This is a genomic window from Labrys sp. E2SS-1L (assembly GCF_057073705.1).
Map to the genome: position 1 here is coordinate 2,734,843 of NZ_CP172712.1, position 18,351 is coordinate 2,753,193.

16 protein-coding genes and 1 tRNA gene are annotated in these 18,351 nt (G+C 64.6%); 11 read left to right on the forward strand and 6 right to left on the reverse strand.

All coding sequences use genetic code 11. The annotated features are described in order from the left end of the window. Nucleotides 1-86 precede the first annotated feature (86 nt). From ACIGJE_RS12600 to ACIGJE_RS12620, 5 genes are all read left to right on the forward strand, one after another. A complete protein-coding gene (locus ACIGJE_RS12600; protein ID WP_311933233.1) occupies nucleotides 87-1,151 on the forward strand; it encodes an ABC transporter substrate-binding protein in 1,065 nt (354 codons plus the stop codon). A gap of 349 nt (nucleotides 1,152-1,500) precedes the next feature. Further along, nucleotides 1,501-2,268 carry an ABC transporter permease gene (locus tag ACIGJE_RS12605; protein WP_415082848.1) on the forward strand — a complete coding sequence of 256 codons (768 nt, stop codon included), beginning with the start codon at nucleotides 1,501-1,503 and terminating at the stop codon, nucleotides 2,266-2,268. 9 nt (nucleotides 2,269-2,277) lie between these two features. Further along, a complete protein-coding gene (locus ACIGJE_RS12610; protein ID WP_415082807.1) occupies nucleotides 2,278-3,057 on the forward strand; it encodes an ABC transporter permease in 780 nt (259 codons plus the stop codon). Next, on the forward strand, nucleotides 3,044-4,099 hold the full coding sequence (locus tag ACIGJE_RS12615; protein WP_415082809.1) for an ABC transporter ATP-binding protein: 1,056 nt from the start codon (nucleotides 3,044-3,046) through the stop codon (nucleotides 4,097-4,099). Before ACIGJE_RS12610 ends, ACIGJE_RS12615 begins: the two co-directional genes overlap by 14 nt. 2 nt (nucleotides 4,100-4,101) lie before the next feature. Beyond that, complete coding sequence (locus tag ACIGJE_RS12620; RefSeq protein WP_415082811.1) at nucleotides 4,102-6,351, forward strand: MGH1-like glycoside hydrolase domain-containing protein; 2,250 nt, start codon at nucleotides 4,102-4,104, stop codon at nucleotides 6,349-6,351. Nucleotides 6,352-6,585: 234 nt separating this feature from the next. Here ACIGJE_RS12620 and ACIGJE_RS12625 read toward each other — a convergent pair whose 3' ends face one another. From ACIGJE_RS12625 to ACIGJE_RS12635, 3 genes are all read right to left on the reverse strand, one after another. Then, complete coding sequence (locus tag ACIGJE_RS12625) at nucleotides 6,586-8,445, reverse strand: ABC transporter ATP-binding protein (protein WP_311933230.1); 1,860 nt, start codon at nucleotides 8,443-8,445, stop codon at nucleotides 6,586-6,588. Between the two features lie 156 nt (nucleotides 8,446-8,601). Then, nucleotides 8,602-9,891, reverse strand: a complete 1,290-nt coding sequence (locus ACIGJE_RS12630) for a glycerate kinase type-2 family protein (RefSeq protein WP_415082815.1) — start codon at nucleotides 9,889-9,891, stop codon at nucleotides 8,602-8,604. 186 nt (nucleotides 9,892-10,077) lie between these two features. Then, a complete protein-coding gene (locus ACIGJE_RS12635; protein WP_367623946.1) occupies nucleotides 10,078-10,701 on the reverse strand; it encodes a CGNR zinc finger domain-containing protein in 624 nt (207 codons plus the stop codon). A gap of 96 nt (nucleotides 10,702-10,797) precedes the next feature. Here ACIGJE_RS12635 and ACIGJE_RS12640 point away from each other — a divergent pair, with 96 nt between their 5' ends. Further along, nucleotides 10,798-11,730: a DMT family transporter gene (locus tag ACIGJE_RS12640; RefSeq protein WP_415082818.1), complete on the forward strand. Its 933-nt coding sequence runs from the start codon at nucleotides 10,798-10,800 to the stop codon at nucleotides 11,728-11,730. 112 nt (nucleotides 11,731-11,842) lie between these two features. Here ACIGJE_RS12640 and ACIGJE_RS12645 read toward each other — a convergent pair whose 3' ends face one another. The 3 genes from ACIGJE_RS12645 to gph all read right to left on the reverse strand — a co-directional run bounded on the left by ACIGJE_RS12645 (nucleotide 11,843) and on the right by gph (nucleotide 13,099). Beyond that, on the reverse strand, nucleotides 11,843-12,118 hold the full coding sequence (locus ACIGJE_RS12645) for a hypothetical protein (RefSeq protein WP_311933225.1): 276 nt from the start codon (nucleotides 12,116-12,118) through the stop codon (nucleotides 11,843-11,845). 193 nt (nucleotides 12,119-12,311) lie between these two features. After that, a tRNA-Val gene (locus tag ACIGJE_RS12650) sits at nucleotides 12,312-12,386 on the reverse strand. 14 nt (nucleotides 12,387-12,400) lie between these two features. Beyond that, nucleotides 12,401-13,099, reverse strand: a complete 699-nt coding sequence (gene gph / locus ACIGJE_RS12655) for a phosphoglycolate phosphatase (RefSeq protein ID WP_483680177.1) — start codon at nucleotides 13,097-13,099, stop codon at nucleotides 12,401-12,403. A 192-nt stretch (nucleotides 13,100-13,291) separates the two neighbouring features. Here gph and ACIGJE_RS12660 point away from each other — a divergent pair, with 192 nt between their 5' ends. The 5 genes from ACIGJE_RS12660 (at nucleotide 13,292) to ACIGJE_RS12680 (ending at nucleotide 18,194) form a co-directional block, all read left to right on the forward strand. Continuing rightward, nucleotides 13,292-13,645 carry a hypothetical protein gene (locus ACIGJE_RS12660; RefSeq protein WP_311933223.1) on the forward strand — a complete coding sequence of 118 codons (354 nt, stop codon included), beginning with the start codon at nucleotides 13,292-13,294 and terminating at the stop codon, nucleotides 13,643-13,645. 245 nt (nucleotides 13,646-13,890) lie between these two features. Further along, nucleotides 13,891-14,589 carry a ribose-5-phosphate isomerase RpiA gene (gene rpiA, locus ACIGJE_RS12665; protein ID WP_483680180.1) on the forward strand — a complete coding sequence of 233 codons (699 nt, stop codon included), beginning with the start codon at nucleotides 13,891-13,893 and terminating at the stop codon, nucleotides 14,587-14,589. A 17-nt stretch (nucleotides 14,590-14,606) separates the two neighbouring features. After that, entirely contained in the window at nucleotides 14,607-15,239 is a 633-nt protein-coding gene (locus tag ACIGJE_RS12670) for a DUF2059 domain-containing protein (protein ID WP_440724373.1), read from the forward strand. A gap of 273 nt (nucleotides 15,240-15,512) precedes the next feature. Then, the gene (gor, locus tag ACIGJE_RS12675) at nucleotides 15,513-16,874 is read left to right on the forward strand and encodes a glutathione-disulfide reductase (RefSeq protein WP_415082825.1); all 1,362 of its coding nucleotides are present in this window, start codon (nucleotides 15,513-15,515) and stop codon (nucleotides 16,872-16,874) included. Nucleotides 16,875-16,991: 117 nt separating this feature from the next. After that, complete coding sequence (locus ACIGJE_RS12680; protein ID WP_311933219.1) at nucleotides 16,992-18,194, forward strand: tetratricopeptide repeat protein; 1,203 nt, start codon at nucleotides 16,992-16,994, stop codon at nucleotides 18,192-18,194. The last annotated feature ends 157 nt before the right edge of the window (nucleotides 18,195-18,351 follow it).

Genomic DNA, 18,351 nt, shown 5'->3' on the forward strand with positions numbered 1-18,351 from the left:
GTGGATGCCCCCGCAGGCACGAACGCCCAACCAATGATAAGAAAATCGAGAGCAGCATGTCGCCATCGACGAAGGGAATTGGAAAGATGACATATCGGATCACGCGCCGCCATTTTACCGCCCTGGGAGCCGCGGCCGTCGCCGGCTTGTGGGCGCGCCCGGGTTCCGCCCAGGCCAAGGAAATCACCGTGCTCAACTGGAAGGGCTACGGCACCGACGAGGCCTTCGCGCTCAAGGCTTTCGCCGAGCAGACCGGCATCACGGTCAAGCATGACTATTTCAACTCCGAACCGGAGATGCTGACCAAGCTGCGCACCAATCCGGGTGCCTATGACGTGGTGCTGATCAACAGCGCCCGCACCCAGCAGGCCCAGGCCGAGGGCCTGATCGACCCGGTCGATCTCGCCACCATCGCCAATGCCAAGGACCTGGCGCCGGCGCTGAAGGATCACGCCAATCTCAAGGCCGACGGCAAGACCTATGGTCTGGCCTGGCTCTGGGGCATGAATTCCCTCGCTGTGCGCCAGGGCATCAGCGCCGACAGCTGGACGATCTTCTCCGACCCCAAATATGCCGGCAAGCTGGCCTTGTTCGACGATGCGGTCACCTCGGTCGGCATCGGCGCCCTGCTGACCGGCCAGGATGCCAACGATCCCAAGGACCTCGCCAAGATCACTGAGGTGCTCAAGGCGATGAAGCCGAACGTCAAGCTGATGTGGTCCAGCGAGGACGAATGGAACAAGGCCTTCGCCGCCAATTCCTTCGACATCTCCGTCTACTGGTCCGGCGCGGCGGTGCGCTCCATCCGCCAGCACAAATTGCCGGTGGAATTCATCGTGCCCAAGGAAGGTGCGATCGGCTGGCTCGACAGCCTGGCGGTGCCGACGTCGAGCACCAAGAAAGAGGATGCGCTCAAATTCCTCAACTACATGATCGATCCCACCTTCTACCTGACCTGGGCGAAGGAAGCGGGCGCACCGGCTTCCGCCAATGAGGGAGCCATGAACAAGCTGCCGGCCGATGATCTCAACCGGCAGATCCACAAAGCTGACTACCTGCCGAAGCTCACCTTCATGGCGGCCCTGCCGGATGATCGCCGCCAGGCCTTCAACGACCTGTGGGAAGAAGTGAAGGCCTTCTACGCCAAATAGGGCCGATGGCGCTGACCGTTGTCATGCCCGGGCTTGACCCGGGCATCCAGATCTCCGGCCCTTCCGGCGTGGGAGGGTAGACTGGATTGCCGGGTCAAGCCCGGCAATGACAAAGGTCGTGCTGAAACAAACATCGTTCTGCTTGCGATCCCGAATCTGTGGCGCGGCACTGCGTGCTGCGCCGGGCCGGGGATGACCGAAAGGGGAAGCACAGGTGGAGATCGTGTCGAAAGCCGATGGCGGCAAGGCAGGCCCCCGCAGGCGCCTGGGGCAGGGCTGGACCACGGCGGCCCTGTTGACGCCGGCCTATGGCTGGCTGCTGCTGGCCGTCTTCCTGCCGCTTTGCGCCATGCTGTTCTTCAGCTTCCTGAAGAGCTCGCCGGTTCCGGGGCGGGCACTGGTCTACACCGTCGACAACTACCTCGCCTTCATCAAGCGGCCCTATCTGTTCAACGTCGCCTGGACCTCGATCCAGATCGGGCTGTGGACCACGGGCCTGTGCGCGCTGATCGGCCTTCCCGCCGCGATCGCCCTGGCGCGTGCGACCGCCGGGCGCTCCAGGCACATCCTGTTCCTCCTGATCATCCTGCCCTTCTGGACCAACGGCCTCGTGCGCGTGTTCTCCTGGACCATGGTGCTGAGGGAAGGCGGCATTCTCGATTATGCCCTGCACTGGCTCGTGCCGGCCGCGCCGTCGGTGTCGCTGCTCTACAGCTTCCCGGCCATCATCATCGGCCTGGTCCATGCCTACCTGCCCTATATGATCCTGACCTGCTACCTCTCCGCCACGGCGATCGAGGATTCGACCATCGAGGCGGCCCGCAGTCTCGGTGCCCGCACGCCGGTGGTGTTCTGGAAGATCCTGCTGCCGCTCTGCATGCCCGGCCTGATTTCCGGATCGATCCTGATCTTCGTGCCGGTGATCGGCAGCTTCATGGAGCCCCGTATCCTGGGCGGACGCATCGGCGTCACCATGGGCACCGTGATCGAGGACCAGTTCACCGCGGCTTTCAACTGGCCGCTGGGCGCGGCCCTGTCCTTCACCATGCTGGCGGTGGTGCTCGCGATCTTCGCCGTCTCCTCGCGCGTGCTGTCCGGCCGCGCCGCGACGCCGTAGGAGGGCGCCATGATTGCACTCGGGCGCACCTTCCTCGCCGCCACCCTGGTCTTCCTCTATCTGCCCATCGCGGTGATGGTGGCGATGGCCTTCAACGCCTCACCCCTCTACACCCTGCCGATCGAGCCGACCTTCCACTGGTTCGGCGTCCTCGCCGAGAACGGGCCGCTGCTCTCGGCCACCTACAACAGCCTGATGATCGCGTTGGCGACTTCGGTCATCGCGACGGCTGTCGGTACCCTGGCCTCGCTTGCCCTCAACCGCCGCACCTTCCGGGGGCAGTCGCTGCTCAAGGTGCTGCTGCTGCCGCCGATCGCCATTCCCTGGCTGATCACCGGCACCGCCATGCTGGTGTTCTTCTTCTGGACGGGCATCGGGCGCGGCCTGCATGCCATGCTGATCGGCCATGTCGCTTTGGGCATCCCCTATGTCGTGCTGATCGTCGGCACCGGCATGCAGACATTGCGGGCCGATCTCGAGGAGGCGGCGATGAGCCTGGGCTCGACGCCAATCCATGCCTTCTTTGCGGTGACGCTGCCCTTGCTGGCACCGAGCATCATCGCAGCCCTGCTGTTCGCCTTCGCGGTTTCGCTCGACCAGTTCGTGGTCTCCTACTTTCTGGCGACGCCGGGCGTCTCCACCCTGCCGGTCGAGATCTACACCTCGATCCGCAAGGGCTTCACGCCGGAGATCAATGCGATCTCCGCCATCTTCCTCGGCGTCTCGGCCGTTCTCGTGCTGATCTTCGCCCAATTGTCTAATCTGGGAGGCAGTCGTGATCGGCGTTGAAGTCGCTTCGATCAGCAAGGGCTACGGATCCTTGCGGGTGCTCGACAAGGTGAGCACCGCCTTCAAGGCGGGCGAGTTCACCAGCCTGCTCGGCCCCTCGGGCTCCGGCAAGACCACGCTGCTGCGCATCATCGGCGGCTTCGTCGATCCGGATGAGGGGCGCATCCTGTTCGGCGGCGACGACGTCACGGGGGTGGCCCTGTGGCAGCGCAAGGTCGGCATGGTGTTCCAATCCTATGCGCTGTTCCCGCATATGAGCGTTTTCGACAATGTCATCTTCGGGCTCAATCGCCAGGGCATCCGGGGCGAGGCCGCGCGCAAGGAGGTGGCCCGGGTGCTGGAGATGGTGCATCTCACCGGCTTCGAGCAGCGCAAGCCCAAGCAGCTTTCCGGCGGGCAGCAGCAGCGCGTGGCATTGGCGCGTGCCATCGTGACCAAGCCGAGGGTTCTGCTCCTGGACGAACCCCTGTCTGCACTCGACCGGCGCCTGCGCCAGGACATGCAGATCGAACTGCGCCGCATCCAGCGCGAGAGCGGGCTCACCACCATTTTCGTCACCCATGACCAGGAGGAGGCGCTGACCCTGTCCGACACGGTGGCCATCCTCGATGGCGGGCGCATCGTGCAGGAGGGCGCGCCGCTCGATATCTATGAGCGCCCGCGCACCCGTTTTGCTGCCTCCTTCCTGGGAGACGCCAATTTCTTCGAGGGCACGGTTGCCGGCGACGGCATCGCGATCGACGGCGGCGTCATCCATACGAGCGATGGGCTGCCGGGCTCCGGCAGCAAGGTCACGGCGGCGGTGCGGCCCGAGAAGATGCGGCTTCTGGCGCCGGGAGAAAGCCCCGGCAGCGATAATGTCTTCGCCACGCGGATACGCGAGATCATCTATGCCGGTGCGGTCTCGACCTTCATCGCCGAAGGGCCTGATGGCAGTGACATCAAGGTCCTGTCGCAGAACCGGGAGGTCTCGGCGGTATCGCCCGGGCAGGCCATCACGCTGGCCTGGTCGCCGGCCAACACCGTTCTGTTGCAGGCCTGATAATGCCGGTTAGCGTCAATATTCCGCTCGAACGCGCCTGGAACAGCTGGTCGTCGCGGCCGGCGGAGATGGTGTTCCTGCCGCTCGGCCTTCGGCTCACGCCGCTTGCCTTCGCAGCCAGCACGGGCAAGGCCTGCCTGTTCGAACCGGGCGATGCCGTCACGCTGGGGCGGCACGCCCTCGATGCCTCGCTGGTGGAGCTCCAACTCTCCCACGCCGGAACGACTCTCGACTGGCGTTACGCCAAGCCCGATCCATTCAGCCTCACCGGCAGCTGGCAGACGGCCAAGGCCGGCGAATGGGGTTTGCGCTTCTGGATCAATCTCTGCCTGTCGTCGGACAGCGGTGAGGAAGTTCGTTTCGACGAAACGCAGGGCGCTGCCGTCATCCGTGTCGGGCATCGCTTCGCGGCGCTCGTCAGCGAGGAGCCGCCTGTCCAGGTGACTGGACATGCTAGTCTCGCCGATGCGGTGCAGGACTACGAAACGCACGGCTATTTCCATACCCGCTCCCGGGCCGGGGCAGCGCCCGTCCTCGTGCTGCGCTTCAACCTGGAAATGATGCGCGACAATCGCTTCACGCTCGCGATGGCCGACAGGCAGGATCTCGCGATCGCCCAGGCACGGGCCCTGCTGGCGCAGCCCGAAATAGTGCCGCCTCAACCGGTTGGCGAGCCCGCCGCCGCTTTGGCGGCGCTGCGCGACGTCGTCGCCTGGAACACGGTATGGGACGCCATCAACCAGCGCCCCTACACCGCCATCAGCCGCAATTGGGACCTCGGGAAGTTCGGCGGCTTCGGCGTCTGGCTGAATGACCAGTTCTATGCCGCCCTGATGGCCGGCGAGCTCGATGCCGGCCTCGCGCGCGACAATCTCGCCGCCGTGTTTTCGGGCGCGACGCCGCAGGGCAACCTGCCCTGCCTGCTGACGGCCAGCGATGCCTGGGTCGATCGCAGCCAGAGCCCCATCGGTGGCTTCGTGGTCTGGCAGCTCTATCTGCGCCATCGCGCCCGCGACCTCATCGAGGGCGCCTATGCCACGCTGGCGCGCAACCATGCCTGGTGGTGGCGCGAACGCGATCCGGGCGGGACGGGGCTTGCCTCCTTCGGCACCTCGGATGTGGGCGAGGGGCTCTACAAGGGCACTCATTTCGGGGCGCGCAATGAATCGGCGATGGACAATTCGCCGGTCCACGACGAGGCCCGCTACGACAAGGCGACGCGCACGCTCGATCTCTGGGATGTCGGCCTCAACAGCCTGCTGGCCCTTGATGCCGAGATGCTCGCCTTGATGGCAGCGGAGCTGGGGCTCGAGGAGGAGGCGGCCGCCCATGCCGTTCGTTCCGAGGCCACGAAAGACCTCATTCGCGAGACTTTATGGGACGGCGATCGCGGCATCTTCGCCAATCGCCGGCGCGGCGGCGGCTTCGTGAAGAGCCTGGCACCGACGAGTTTCTATCCGCTGCTGGCTGGTGCCGCGACGCTTGGGCAGGCCGACCGGCTCTGCGAGCATCTCGACGATCCCTCGACCTTCGGCGGCGATCCGGTCATTCCCGGCGTCAGCCGTGCGGATCCCGCCTTCGGCGACAATTCCTATTGGCGCGGCCGGATCTGGCCGCCCTTCAACTACCTCGTCTATCAGGGGCTGCACCGCTACGGGCTGGACGAGAGGGCTTCGGTCTTGGCCCAGCATAGCTTTGCGCTGTTTCGTTCCGCCTGGGAAAGCCGCCGCATCTGCCCGGAAAACTACAATGCCGAGACGGGCGAACCGCTCGACCAGCCCGACACCGAGCGCTTCTACAGCTGGGGGGCGTTGATGGCGAAGCTCGGTATTGCCGCCGCGACCGATGTCACGCCCTGGCATGGCTGGGAAATCGCCAATCCGGGCGGGGAGGGCGAGTTGGGACCCTTCGCAAGCCCACTGGGGCCAGTCCGCCTCGCCATTTCACAGGGCCGCCTGAGTCTGATCCAGGGCGAGCGCACTGTGCTGGACACCGATGTCGCCGGCCGGATCTCCCAGCTTTCGATGATGGACGGCATGCTGTCATTGCGGCTGCCGCCGCTCGAGCGGGCATGCTTCCTGCGCTTCCCGCATCTCCATGCCGGCATGAAGCCCCGGGCGAGCCTCGACGGCGAGGCGGTCGCAACCACGGAGGAGGGCGGCATCCTGGTTCACCTTCCCGCGAGCGCTAAGGCGGCTGATTTTGAGCTGCGGTGGCGTGCGGGAGTGAAGCACAAGGCATCTCGCTCATAGACTGCTAATTCTGGCCAAGAAATGCGACGCTGGCCACCCCTTCGCCCCGTTCTTACGGGGAGAAGGTGAGGATGAGGGGCAGCGCTGCGCGAGCAATGTGAGTTCTGTGTAGCCCCTCACCTCAATCCTCTCCCCGCAAGCGGGGCGAGGGGGCACAAATGTCGAGCCTTTACGGTCCCCTATCATCTCGCTCGACCCACGAGCCTACCCCCAGGTACTAAATTGTATGCTTACTCAAGCGGCCGAACTATCCTCCAAGGCCAGGAAGCCGCCGGACTGGCGCCGCCACAGCCTGGCATAGAGGCCATCGCGTTCGATCAGGTCCTCATGCCGTCCCTGCTCGACGATACGGCCGCCATCGAGCACGATCAGGCGATCGAGTTCGGCGATGGTCGAGAGGCGATGGGCGATCGCGAGCACCGTCTTGTCATGCATCAGGCGGCGAAGCTGGCTCTGGATTGTTGCCTCCACCTCGGAATCGAGGGCGGAGGTTGCCTCGTCGAGCACCAGGATCGGGGCATTCTTGAGCAGTACGCGGGCGATGGTGATGCGCTGGCGCTGTCCGCCCGAGAGCTTCACGCCGCGCTCGCCCACGCGCGATTCGTAGCCGGCGCGGCCGTCCTGATCCCCCAGCGTGACGATGAAGTCATGCGCGGCGGCCTGCCGGGCGGCGTCCTCGATGGCGTCCCGATTCGCTTCCATGCGGCCATAGGCGATGTTGTCGTGGATGGAACGGTGCAGCAGGGAATTGTCCTGTGTCACCACACCGATCTGCCGGCGCAGGCTGTCCTGGCTGACGCCGGCAATGTCCTGCCCGTCGATCAGGATTCGGCCCGACTGGATCGCATAGAGACGCAGCAGCAGGTTGACGAGCGTCGACTTGCCGGCGCCGGACGGGCCGACGATGCCGACCTTCTCGCCGGGGTGGATGGTAAGCGAAAGATCCGTGAACACCGGCTGCGTTCCGCCATAGCCGAAGCGGACATGCTCGAACACGATTTCCCCGCGCGGCACCGAAAGCGTGGCCGCATCAGGAGCGTCGACCAGGTCATGCGGCTTGGCGATGGTGAGCATGCTTTCTTGCACCGCGCCGATATTCTCGAAGACGTCGCGGATCAGATACATCAGCCAGCCCGAGAGCTGGATCAGTCGAAGCACTAGAGTGAGGGCTGCCGCACCGGCGCCGGCCGTCATGTTGCCCTGGCTCCACAGCAGGAGGATCATGCCGGCGATCACCACCAGCAGCAGGCTGTTGAGCACCTGCAGCGCGAAACTGGCGCCGAGGATCAGGCGCATCAGGTCCAGGAAGCTTTGGTTCCAACGCTTGAGCGCCTCCTTCACCGCCGAGCGTTCGAGGTCGGAGCGGGCGAACAGCTTCACGGTGAGGATGTTGGTGTAGGAATCGACGATGCGCCCGGTGGTGGTCGAACGGCCGAGGGAATTGGCTTCCGAGCGCTTGAGGGCCCGCGGCACGAAAAAGGAGAGCAGTGCAGCATAGGCCGCCAGCCAGAGGACGACGGGCAGCACCAGCCAGGCATCGACCGAGCCGAAGAAGCCGATGGTGACCCCGGCGAAGACCAGCGCATACCAGAGGTCGCCGATCACCGCGATGATCGCCGAGCGGATCGACTGCCCGGCCTGGATCACGCGTGCCGACAGGCGCCCGGCAAAGTCGTTCTGGAAATAGGTGAGGGAATGGCCAAGCGTGTAGATGTGGTTGCGCCAACGGATCTGGTTGGTCAGCGGCGGCACGACGATCAGATTGGTGACGGCCTGGGTCACGAAAAACAGAATCGGCCTCAGGAACAGAATCACGAACAGGGCACCGGCCAGAAGCAGTCCGTGGTCGTGCAGCAGGGTCTGCGGCGAGCCCTTGTTGAGCAGGTCCACGAACCAGCCGACCATCAGATAGATGCCGGCCTCCACGCCGCTGAAGGCCAGCTCGATCGCCATGATGGCGGCGAGCCAGCCCTTCACGGGCTTGAGGTGATGCCACATGAAACGCCACACTCCGGTGGGCGGCGTGTCGTGTTCGTCGAAAGCGGCGAATATGTCTATGCGGCTTTCGAGAAATCGGAATAAGCGCGCAAACATCGAAAATATGACCTTGAAACAATGCTGGAATCGCTAGCGGCGACACCAAAGCAGGAGTTTCAGGTCAAATTACGAGTCGCGCCAGCCTTCTTGGCGGCGGACGGATGTTTCAAAAATGCGGACGTCCCGTCCGCATCTTCCTTTCCCGTAAACGCCTCAGTCCACCAGGATGACCCGGAGGTCGTTGACATTGGTGAAGGTCGGGCCGGGCGCCACGAGATCGCCGATGGCTTCGAAGAAACCGGTCGAGTCGTTGTCGGCGAGATAGGCAGCCGGATCGATTCCCGCCGCGCGAGCACGGGCGAGCGTGGTCTCGTCGACGATGGCGCCGGCCGGGTCGGTGGCGAGGCCGCCGCCGCCATCGGTGCCATCCGTATCGGCGGCGAGCGCGCTGATGCCGGTCTCGCCGTCGAGGGCGAGGGCCAGGGCCAGGCTGAATTCCTGGTTGGGGCCACCGCGTCCCTTGCCGGTGATGGTCACCGTCAGCTCTCCGCCGGAGATCAGCGCGGCGCGGCGGCCGGCAGCCTTCAGCGCGCGGGCCTGCCGCGCCTGGTCGGCGGCGACCTGTCGGGCTTCGCCCTCGACATTGGCGCCGAGCACGACGGGCTCGTAGCCATGCTGCTCGGCAAGGCGGGTCGCGGCCGCGATCATGTCGCCGGGCGTGACGACGATGCGAAACTCGCTGTTGGCAAAGACGGCATCGCCCGGCTTGGGTGTCTCGTTGCCGGCATCCTCGAAGAGGGCCCTGGCCGCACCGAGAGGCGTGTTGAAGCGCTCGGCAATGGCAAGGGCCTGGGCATTGCTGACGGGGTCGGGCACGGTGGGGCCGGAGCCGATCACGGCAGGATCATCGCCCGGCACGTCCGAGACGGCCAGGGTGAGCAGGCGCGCGGGATAGGCGGCCTGGGCGAGGCGCCCACCCTTGATGCGCGACAGGCGCTTGCGCAGCACATTGATCTCGCCGATCGCGGCACCCGAGCGCAGGAGATGGCGGGTGATGGCGCGCTTGTCGTCCAGGGTCAGTGCACCGGCGGGTGCCACCCAATTGGCGGAGGCGCCGCCGGAGAGCAGAACCAGCACCAGATCATCCTCGCCGGCTGCAGTTGCAAGCGCCAGCGCGCGCTCGGCGCCGTCGATGCTGCCTTGGTCCGGCACAGGGTGGCCGGCCTCGATCATGGGCAGGGTCTTGAGCGGGCGGCCATAGCCATGCCGGGCCACGGCGACGCCGTCGATGCGATCGGCCGGGATGCCGAGGGCGGTGTAATGGGCTTCGGCGATCTCCGCCATGCTGCCGGCCGCCTTGCCAGCGGCGAGCAGGATCAGACGCCCTGTGCTGGGTGGCGCGGGCAGATGCTGTGGCAGGAAGGTAGCCGGATGGGACGCGGCGACCGCCCCCGTGAAAATGGCGTCGAGAGTCTGGCGGCGGGCATCGGCACGGTCAGGCATTGCGTCTTCGGGCTCCCTCGAGGCAAGGCGCGTTCGAGGAAACGCTCCATGCTTGTTCTTTGCATCTGCCCTCCCGCCGCCTGGTGAGGTGCCAGGCGGCAGCAGGCAATAGCTTGCCATGTCCCTTAACCCATGGAGGCGCAGCGAGGCCAGCCCATTGGCGGCAATTTTGAAAACCACAGGCGGTCAGGTGTCCGAGCCGCCTTTCTCGCGGAAGCGGCGCACGCGCATATGAGTGCCGCAAGCCTCTTCCGAACACCATTGGCGGCGTCCGCCACGCGAGGTGTCGAGGAAGAGCCAGCCGCAATTGATGCCATGGCATTCCCGCACATTGCGGCGGTCACTGCGACTGGTGAGCAGGTCCGCCGCGGCGAAGGCGATGCGATGAAGGATGGCGTCGAGACTATCGCTCTCGCGCCACCCCCATTCGAAGGAGCCGGCGACCAGGCGCAGTTCGCGCTGATGGTTGGCGTTCTGCAGCATGGCATTGAGGCGAACACCGTCCTCCTCGCATCCCGCTTCGTCCATGGTTTCGGCGAGGAAGAGATTTCTCAACGTCGTGCGCAGGGCCCGGGCCCGCGTCAGGGCTGCGTCCGCCTCGGCAGACTTGGTATCGGCCTGGTGCCGCAGGCGGGCCGAAAGGGCCGAATCGATCAGGTCGACCCGTTCGGCCCAGGTGACGAGGTCGCCATAAGCGACGAGCAGGTCCGGCCCCCAGCGGTCGCGCCAGGCGTCGACCGTGTTGACGAAATCCAAGGCCGGATGTCCGCCGACGAGGCGGGCGGTAGCAATGGTCCTGGTCTGGCTCATCCTCGCACTTTCCAGCGCCCGGGCTCCAAACTCAAGCGTGCATTGTAACGCTTATAATGATATATAACCGTTACAACAAGTCGACAGAGGTTCCGCATGCCTAGCCGCACCACACTGCTGTTCCTGGCTCTTTGCGTGATCTGGGGAACCACCTGGATCGGTATCAAGGCCGGCGTGGAGGCGGTGCCGCCTTTGCTGTTCGCCGGAACGCGTTTCATCGCAGCCGGCGTGCTGCTGCTGGGGTTCGCCGCCTGGCGAGAAGGGCAGCCACAGATGGCATGGCGGGACCTGCCGCGTCTTGCGGCCACCAGTCTGCTGATGATCACGCTATGTTACGCGGCACTGTTCTGGGGCGTGGCGCATGTCGATTCGGGCACGGCTGCCGTGCTCGAAATGTCATTGACGCCGATAGCGCTGATGGCTTTTGCGCTCTGGCTGCGGGAAGAGAGTTTCGACCGGCGGCGTTTCGGTGCCCTGCTTCTCGGCATGGCAGGGCTGGCCATTCTGTTCGGGCCGACGGCGGTTCGAAACTGGTCTGCTGCGGCGGACGAGAGCGCGGCATTGCGCCTGGCTGGGGCGGCAGCGGTGTCGTGGGCGGCCGTGGCCTATGGCTGGGGCTCGGTGGTCGCGCGTCCCTTGCTGCGGCTCTATTCCTCGACTTTCGTGGCCGGTACCACCACCCTCTTCGGTGGCCTGCTGCTGCTGGCCCTGTCGCTTGCCGGCGAGCCCGGAGCAATTCCCGCCTTGGCGGGCCAATGGGGTTCGGCAGCCTGGGCGGGGTGGCTGTTCCTTGTGCTCTTCGGCTCGCTGATCGGCTACACCATCTACATGACGCTTCTCAGGGAGATCGGTGCCACCCGCGCCGGGACCTATGCGTTCGTGTCTCCCATCATCGCCGTACTGCTCGGCATGATCTGCTTCGGCGAACAGGTGCGCCTGCTCGACCTTCTCGGCATGGCGGTGATGTTGGCCGGAGCCGGCCTTGCCATGGCAGAACCCAAGCCGCGGCTGAAGCCGGTCACGAACTGAGGGCAGTGGTGGCGAAGGAAAAAGCGCCCTGGAACCAAAAGTTGGCGCAGGGCGCGATTCCGGTAAGCGCGCCTTGCACCCAGCGATGGTTCGCCGGCGTTCTCAGGAAAAATCAGGCGCGCCGATGGTGGCGATAGTGCCGGCGGTGATGGTGGCGATGCCGGTAGCCTTCACCGCCGTGTTGACGCAGCCAGCGCGGCCCGCGATGCACGCCGGGCATCCCATACCATTTGCAGCGGGCTGTGCGGGACGGCGCGTTGCAGGTCCGGTCCCTGACGGTCTGCACCAGCGAAGGATTGTCAGGCTGGGACACCGGCATGGCCGAGGATGGGGTGGCGAGGGCGAAGGTGGCGCCCAGGGCGATAGCGGCGGCAATAAGAAATCTCATGGGCCTCTCCTGTCGAAATGAAACGAAAACACGCATTTGATCGAAAACGCTCGATCAAACGCATGGGCAGGGAGAAAGTTCCGTATGGGATGACGATGTATATCGCCCCAGACCCGCAAATTGATCCATCGCACCGCGTCTCAACACTGAACGGCGAATACGGTCATCAGAGGATAAATTTGCGGAGTTTGGATGGTGGGCGCGACAGGGATTGAACCTGTGACCCCTCCCGTGTGAAGGGAGTGCTCTCCCGCTGAGCTACGCGCCCCCGAAGGGAAGCGCCTATTTGGATAAAGCCGGCTGCGCTGTCAAGCTGGTAATCGCATCGATCGCAGAAATCAGTTGATCGAAATGCGAAATGACGCGCGTTGCCCCCAACTGCGTGGCGGGAATGTCGGTGTAGCCGAAATCCACGCAGACCGACGGCAACCCGGCGCGCAAGGCCGTGTCGATGTCGGTCTTGCTGTCACCCACCATGATAGCGTGGGCGGGATTGCCACCGGCGGCCTCGATGGAAAGGGTGAGGTGACGGGGGTCCGGCTTGAACCAGGCGAAGGCGTCGCGTCCGCAGATCGCACTGAAATAGGGGGCCAGCCTCAGGGCTTCCAGTAGCCGGACCGAAAGATCCGTCGGCTTGTTGGTACATACGCCCAATATCCAGCCCCGCGCTTTCAATGTCTTCAAGGCCTTCTCGACGCCGTCGAAGGCAACCGTCTTGTCGGCCAGGTGTTTGCCATAATGATCGAGGAAATCACCAAAGAGCACATCCATGCGGGCCGGCTCGACCGCCAAGCCACACACGGCAAAGCCGCGTTCCAGCAAGGCGCGGGCACCGGCACCCACCAGACTATGCGCCTTCTCGAGCGGCAAGGCAGGCAGCCCTTCGCGAGCCAGGATGAAGTTCAGCGTGCCCATCAGGTCTGGGGCGCTGTCCACCAGCGTTCCATCAAGGTCGAAGATCGCCGTCCGCGGCTGCATCATGCTGTTCTTTCCGGCTTGGTCTGGAAAATGCCATGTCTGGGTGGCAAGCGGAGATTCGAAAATTCACGATTCGAGCTAGGATCGTATCGTCCATGCGAATGTAACCGGGTTCGATCACGCCAGGGCGTGTGACACGACGCCCCAGGCATTCGGGACAATGCGCTCCGCCGAGGAAACGACGAGCCAGTCATCATGAAGCGTTCGCTAGGCCTTGCAGCCCTCCTTCTTACCGCCGGTCCGGCGCTTGCCGCCGACTATGTCTTCGTGGCGGCCCCGCAAAAGGACCTCAACCGGATCTATCGGGTCGACCGGCTGACCGGCGAGGTGGGGGCCTGCCAATATGGGGTCAAGGAGGACAATACCGGCGTCACCCTTTGTTTCCCGGCCGGTGAAGGGGCCGGCAAGCAGGAGCCCGGGGACTACACGCTGATCGCCTCCAGCCACGAGCGCGAGAGTTCGGTGTTCCGGGTGGAACAGCGTACCGGGACGATGAGCGTGTGCTATGTCTGGAAGGATCAGGTCATCTGCACGCCGCCGGGGAAATAAGCAGAAGCCGCAATGGGCGCATGGGTGGGCTCGCCGGGCTAAGGGGGGAGGCCGATTTTCCTTGTGTCTAGCCCCTTGCTTCTCAAACTTAACTGATGCAATCGGCGGCAAAGCCGTTATAACCGCCGCCTGATCCCAGGCAGATTCCTCCTGATCGCGCCCATGACGCGATCAGGAGGAATCTGTAAAAGACCGAACTCCGCTTGGGACGCATCGTCCGATAACCCGAACAGCACAAGGTTGCCATGACCCCTGACGACATGAAGCGCGAAGCAGCCCGAGCCGCGCTCGCCCATGTCGAAAGCGGCATGAGGCTGGGCCTGGGCCATGGCTCGACGGCCAAGCACTTCGTCGACCTTTTGGGCGAGAAGGTGCGCGACGGGCTCGATGTCATTTGCGTGCCGGCCTCCGAATTCACCCATGACCAGGCCAAGGGCCTGGGTATTCCCTTGACCACACTCGACGAGACGCCCGAACTCGATCTGGCCGTCGACGGCGCCGACGAGATCGGTCCGGCTCTCGGGTTGATCAAGGGCGGTGGCGGCGCGTTGCTGCGCGAGAAGATCGTCGCAGCGGCGGCGGCCTCGATGCTGGTGATCGCCGACGAATCCAAGGTCGTGCCCGTGCTCGGGCGCTTCCCGCTGCCGGTGGAGGTCATTCCCTTCGGCTTCGGTGCGACCCGGACAGCGGTGGAACGTATTGCCGCGAAACTCGGACTTTCCGGTGAATTGCGCCTGCGTCATCAGCCTGACGGCCTTGTTTTCGTCACGGATGGCGGGCACCACATCCTTGATTGCCACTTTCAACAGATCCCCGATCCCGCTGCCCTGGCGGCGGGCCTGTCCACCATTCCCGGTGTCGTCGAACACGGACTGTTTCTCGGATATGCCAAAGGCGCTTATGTCGCCGGCTCTTCGGGAGTCCGCTTCATCGGGCCAGCCTGATTTGTGATGGGAGTTCCATGATGCTTCGTCAACGCCATGTTTGTGGGCAGGTTCGCGTCTTGGCCGCCGCCATGGTCGCCGGACTGCTCGCAAGCGCCGCAGCGCTGCCGGCTTCGGCGCAGAATGCCACGCCGGCGCCCACGGCCGAGGTGCCGACTGGCAACGCCGCCCAGCCCACGCCCGAGCAGCTGGCGACGGCCGTGCAGTTTCTCAAGGCTTCCGGCCTTACCGTCGGTTTCGACGACATCATTCCGCAATATCTGCAGCAGGCCACCACCATCTATACGGGCCAGCGTCCCGAGCTCAGCCAGCTGATCAACGAGGCCGCGATCTCGCTGGTACCCGAATTCATGAAGAAGCGGGTCGAGCTCGATAACAGCCTCGCCAAGTTCTACACCACGCGTTTCAGCGAGGACGAACTCAAGCAGCTGATCACGTTCTACGAGAGCCCGGTCGGCAAGAAGCTCGCCACCCAGCAGCAGATCATCCTGCGCGATTCGATGCCGGTGGTGCAGGGCTGGACGAGGGACCTGCAGGACGGCGTGATGAAGCGGGTACGCGAAGAGGTGGAGAAGAAGGGCGGCAAGCTCGGCCCGTCGCCGGCCGATGCTCCCGCCGAGGCACAGGCTCCGGCCAAACCCGCCCAATAAATCCGCATACCGGACTTGTTAAGAAGCGGGATTGATCGCATCAATCCCGCTTCTTACGTTCAGGGCGTTGTGCGCACATAACTGACGCGACCTTTGTCATGCCCGGGCTTGACCCGGGCATCCAGGGACGCCCTCCTCGAGCCTGGAGGGGAAGAACTGGATTGCCGGGTCAAGCCCGGCAATGACAAAGCTTGAGCCAAACCAATTTGTTTGTTGACGGGCGAATCCTAGGCTTCTTTTTTGCCCTCGAGGCACCGGGAATCAGGCTGTACCATGTCGCAATTCGACTATGATCTGTTCGTGATCGGCGCAGGATCCGGTGGGGTGCGCGCCGCCCGTATCGCAGCTTCGCATGGCGCGCGGGTAGCCATCGCCGAGGAGTTCCGGGTCGGCGGCACCTGTGTCATTCGTGGCTGCGTGCCCAAGAAGCTCTATGTGCTGGCCAGCCGTTTCGCCGATGAGTTCCGTGAGGCGGCAGGCTTCGGCTGGACGGTGCCCGAGGCCGAATTTTCCTGGCCCAAGCTCGTGGCCGCGAAAGAAGCCGAGATTAGCCGGCTGGAACGGGCTTATTCGGCCAATCTGGAAAAATCGTCGGTAGCGACTTTCCCGAGTCGTGCCGTGATCACCGCCCCGCACACCGTGCAGCTCGATGGGGGACGCAGCTTCACCGCCGGCCGGATCCTGATCGCCACCGGCGGGGCGCCGGTCAAGCCGAACGTGCCGGGCGTCGAGTTCGCCATCACCTCCAACGAAGTCTTCGACCTGCCGGCCCTGCCGGAGACGATGATCATCGTCGGCGGCGGCTACATCGCAGTCGAGTTCGCCTGCCTCCTGCAGAGGCTCGGCGTGAAGGTGACCCTGGTCTATCGCGGGGAGGCGATCCTGCGCGGTTTCGACGACGACGTCCGCCGGGTGTTGACCGAGGCGATGAGTGCAGCCGGCATCGAGATCCTGATCCGTACGGACCTCAAGCACATCGAGGAGGACAAGGCCGGCGGGCGGCGGGTCACCCTCACCAACGGCCAGACGCGCCATGTCGGCGAGATCATGGTGGCGACGGGGCGCAAGCCCAATACTGCGGGTCTCGGTCTCGAAACGGTCGGGGTGGAAATCAACACTGCCGGCGCCATCGCGGTCGACGACCAGTCGCGCACCACGGCGCCCGGGATCTGGGCGGTGGGCGACGTCACCAATCGCATCAATCTCACCCCCGTCGCCATCCGCGAGGGGCACGCCTTTGCCGATACCGTCTTCGGCAACAAGCCCTGGCTCGCCGACCATCGCCTGGTGCCGACGGCCGTGTTCTCGACCCCGGAAATCGGTACCGTTGGCTTGAGCGAGGAAGAAGCGCGCGCCGAATGCGGTGGCGGCGTCACCATTTTCCAGACCTCGTTCCGGGCCATGAAGGCCACCCTGTCGGGTAGCGGCGACCGTGTCTTCATGAAGCTGGTCGTCGACAAGGTGACGGATAAGATACTTGGTGTGCACATCGTCGGCGAAGGGGCGGCCGAAATGGCGCAATTGTTGGCGATCAGCGTCAAGATGGGCGCGACAAAGGCCGATTTCGATGCCACGATGCCGTTGCATCCAAGCGCGGCCGAGGAATTGGTGACGATGCGCACGCCCGTCCGCTAAGCCGGCCTTTACCAACCCGGTTGCAGAGTGCGCGCCGTGCGATAGCGGCGATTCCCCCGCTTGGATATCCGGCCGCTACGCATCAGAAGGCGGCAGGGCAGGCGGTTCGGGGAGGGCATGATGCGGGCTCCTGTGGTGATTTTCGGCGCGGTCGCCGCTGGCATGGTCATGCTGGCGAACGCGGCTTGGGCGCTCAATCTCACCCCGCCTCATGGGCGGCATGTCCCACCCTTGCGCGCCGCGCCAGTCCAGCCGCAGACGGAAGAAGCCGTTACGGACTGTGATCGCCTCGCGGCAAGTCCCGAGGACAGCCAGAAAGTCGTGGATGGCGTTGCCATGGAGGCGCTCGACGGTACGCTGGCCCTGGCACGCTGCGAGGAGGCCGCCGGCCGCTATCCCGCCGTCGCGCGCTTTCAGTTCCAGCTCGGGCGTGCCCAGGAAAAGCTCGGCAATGATCGGGCCGCTCTCGAAGCCTATCGCAAGGCAGCCGATCTCGGCAGCCTGATCGCGGCCTTTTCGGCCGGGGTGCGCGAACGTGACGGTGTCGGTATTCCGAGCAATGACGCCGAGGCGAACCGCCTGTTCAAGCTGTGCGCCGACAAGGGCGATGCCGACTGCCTCAATTCTCTGGCCTATCAATATCAGGTCGGGCGCGGCGTAAAGGTCGATCCGGTTGAGGCACTGGCGCTCTACAAGAAGGCGGCGGAGGCAGGGCTGGCCGCCGCCAATGTCAATCTCGGCTTTCTCTATCGGGATGGCGAGGGCGTCACCCAGGATTTCGCGGAAGCGGCCCGGCAGTTCCAGGAGGCGGCCGACAAGGGCGATCCGGCGGGAGCCCGCAATCTCGCTCTGGCCTATCAGAGCGGGCAGGGTGTGCCGAAGGATGGCGCCAAAGCGATCGCCCTGTTCCAGGCTGCCGCCGACCAGGGCGACGACGATGCGCTGGTGAAGATCGCCTATGCCTATCTCAGCGGCGACGGTGTGCCCAAGGATGAAGCCAGATCGGTCACCTATTATCGCCTGGCTGCCGATCGCGGCAACACCGACGGCATGGCGGGGCTTGCCTTTGCCTATGCCAATGGCACCGGCATTCCGGCCGATGGCAAAGCGGCGGCCCTGTGGTTGATGCGGGCGCTCGCGGCCGGCAACGACTACAGCTTCAAGCAGCTCACCGACCACTGGGGGGCCTGGGGCCTGGATACCCGCATGGAAGTACAGTCGATCCTGGTCGACCGCGGCCTCTACAGCGGCAAGACCAAGGGTACGCTCAATCGCGAGACCTTGAAGGCGCTCAAGATCCTGGCGGGGCGGGAGAATTGAAGATCCGGCATTCAGCCGCCCCCTTCATTCGACGGCGCGTTTCCAGGAGCCGGCTGAAGGCCAGCGATCCGGCCAAAACGGTCCCAACCTGCTCGAAGATTTCGTAAACGAGACTGAAAACCACGGCTTTACGCTGGTTTTCTATTGGCCGGACGCG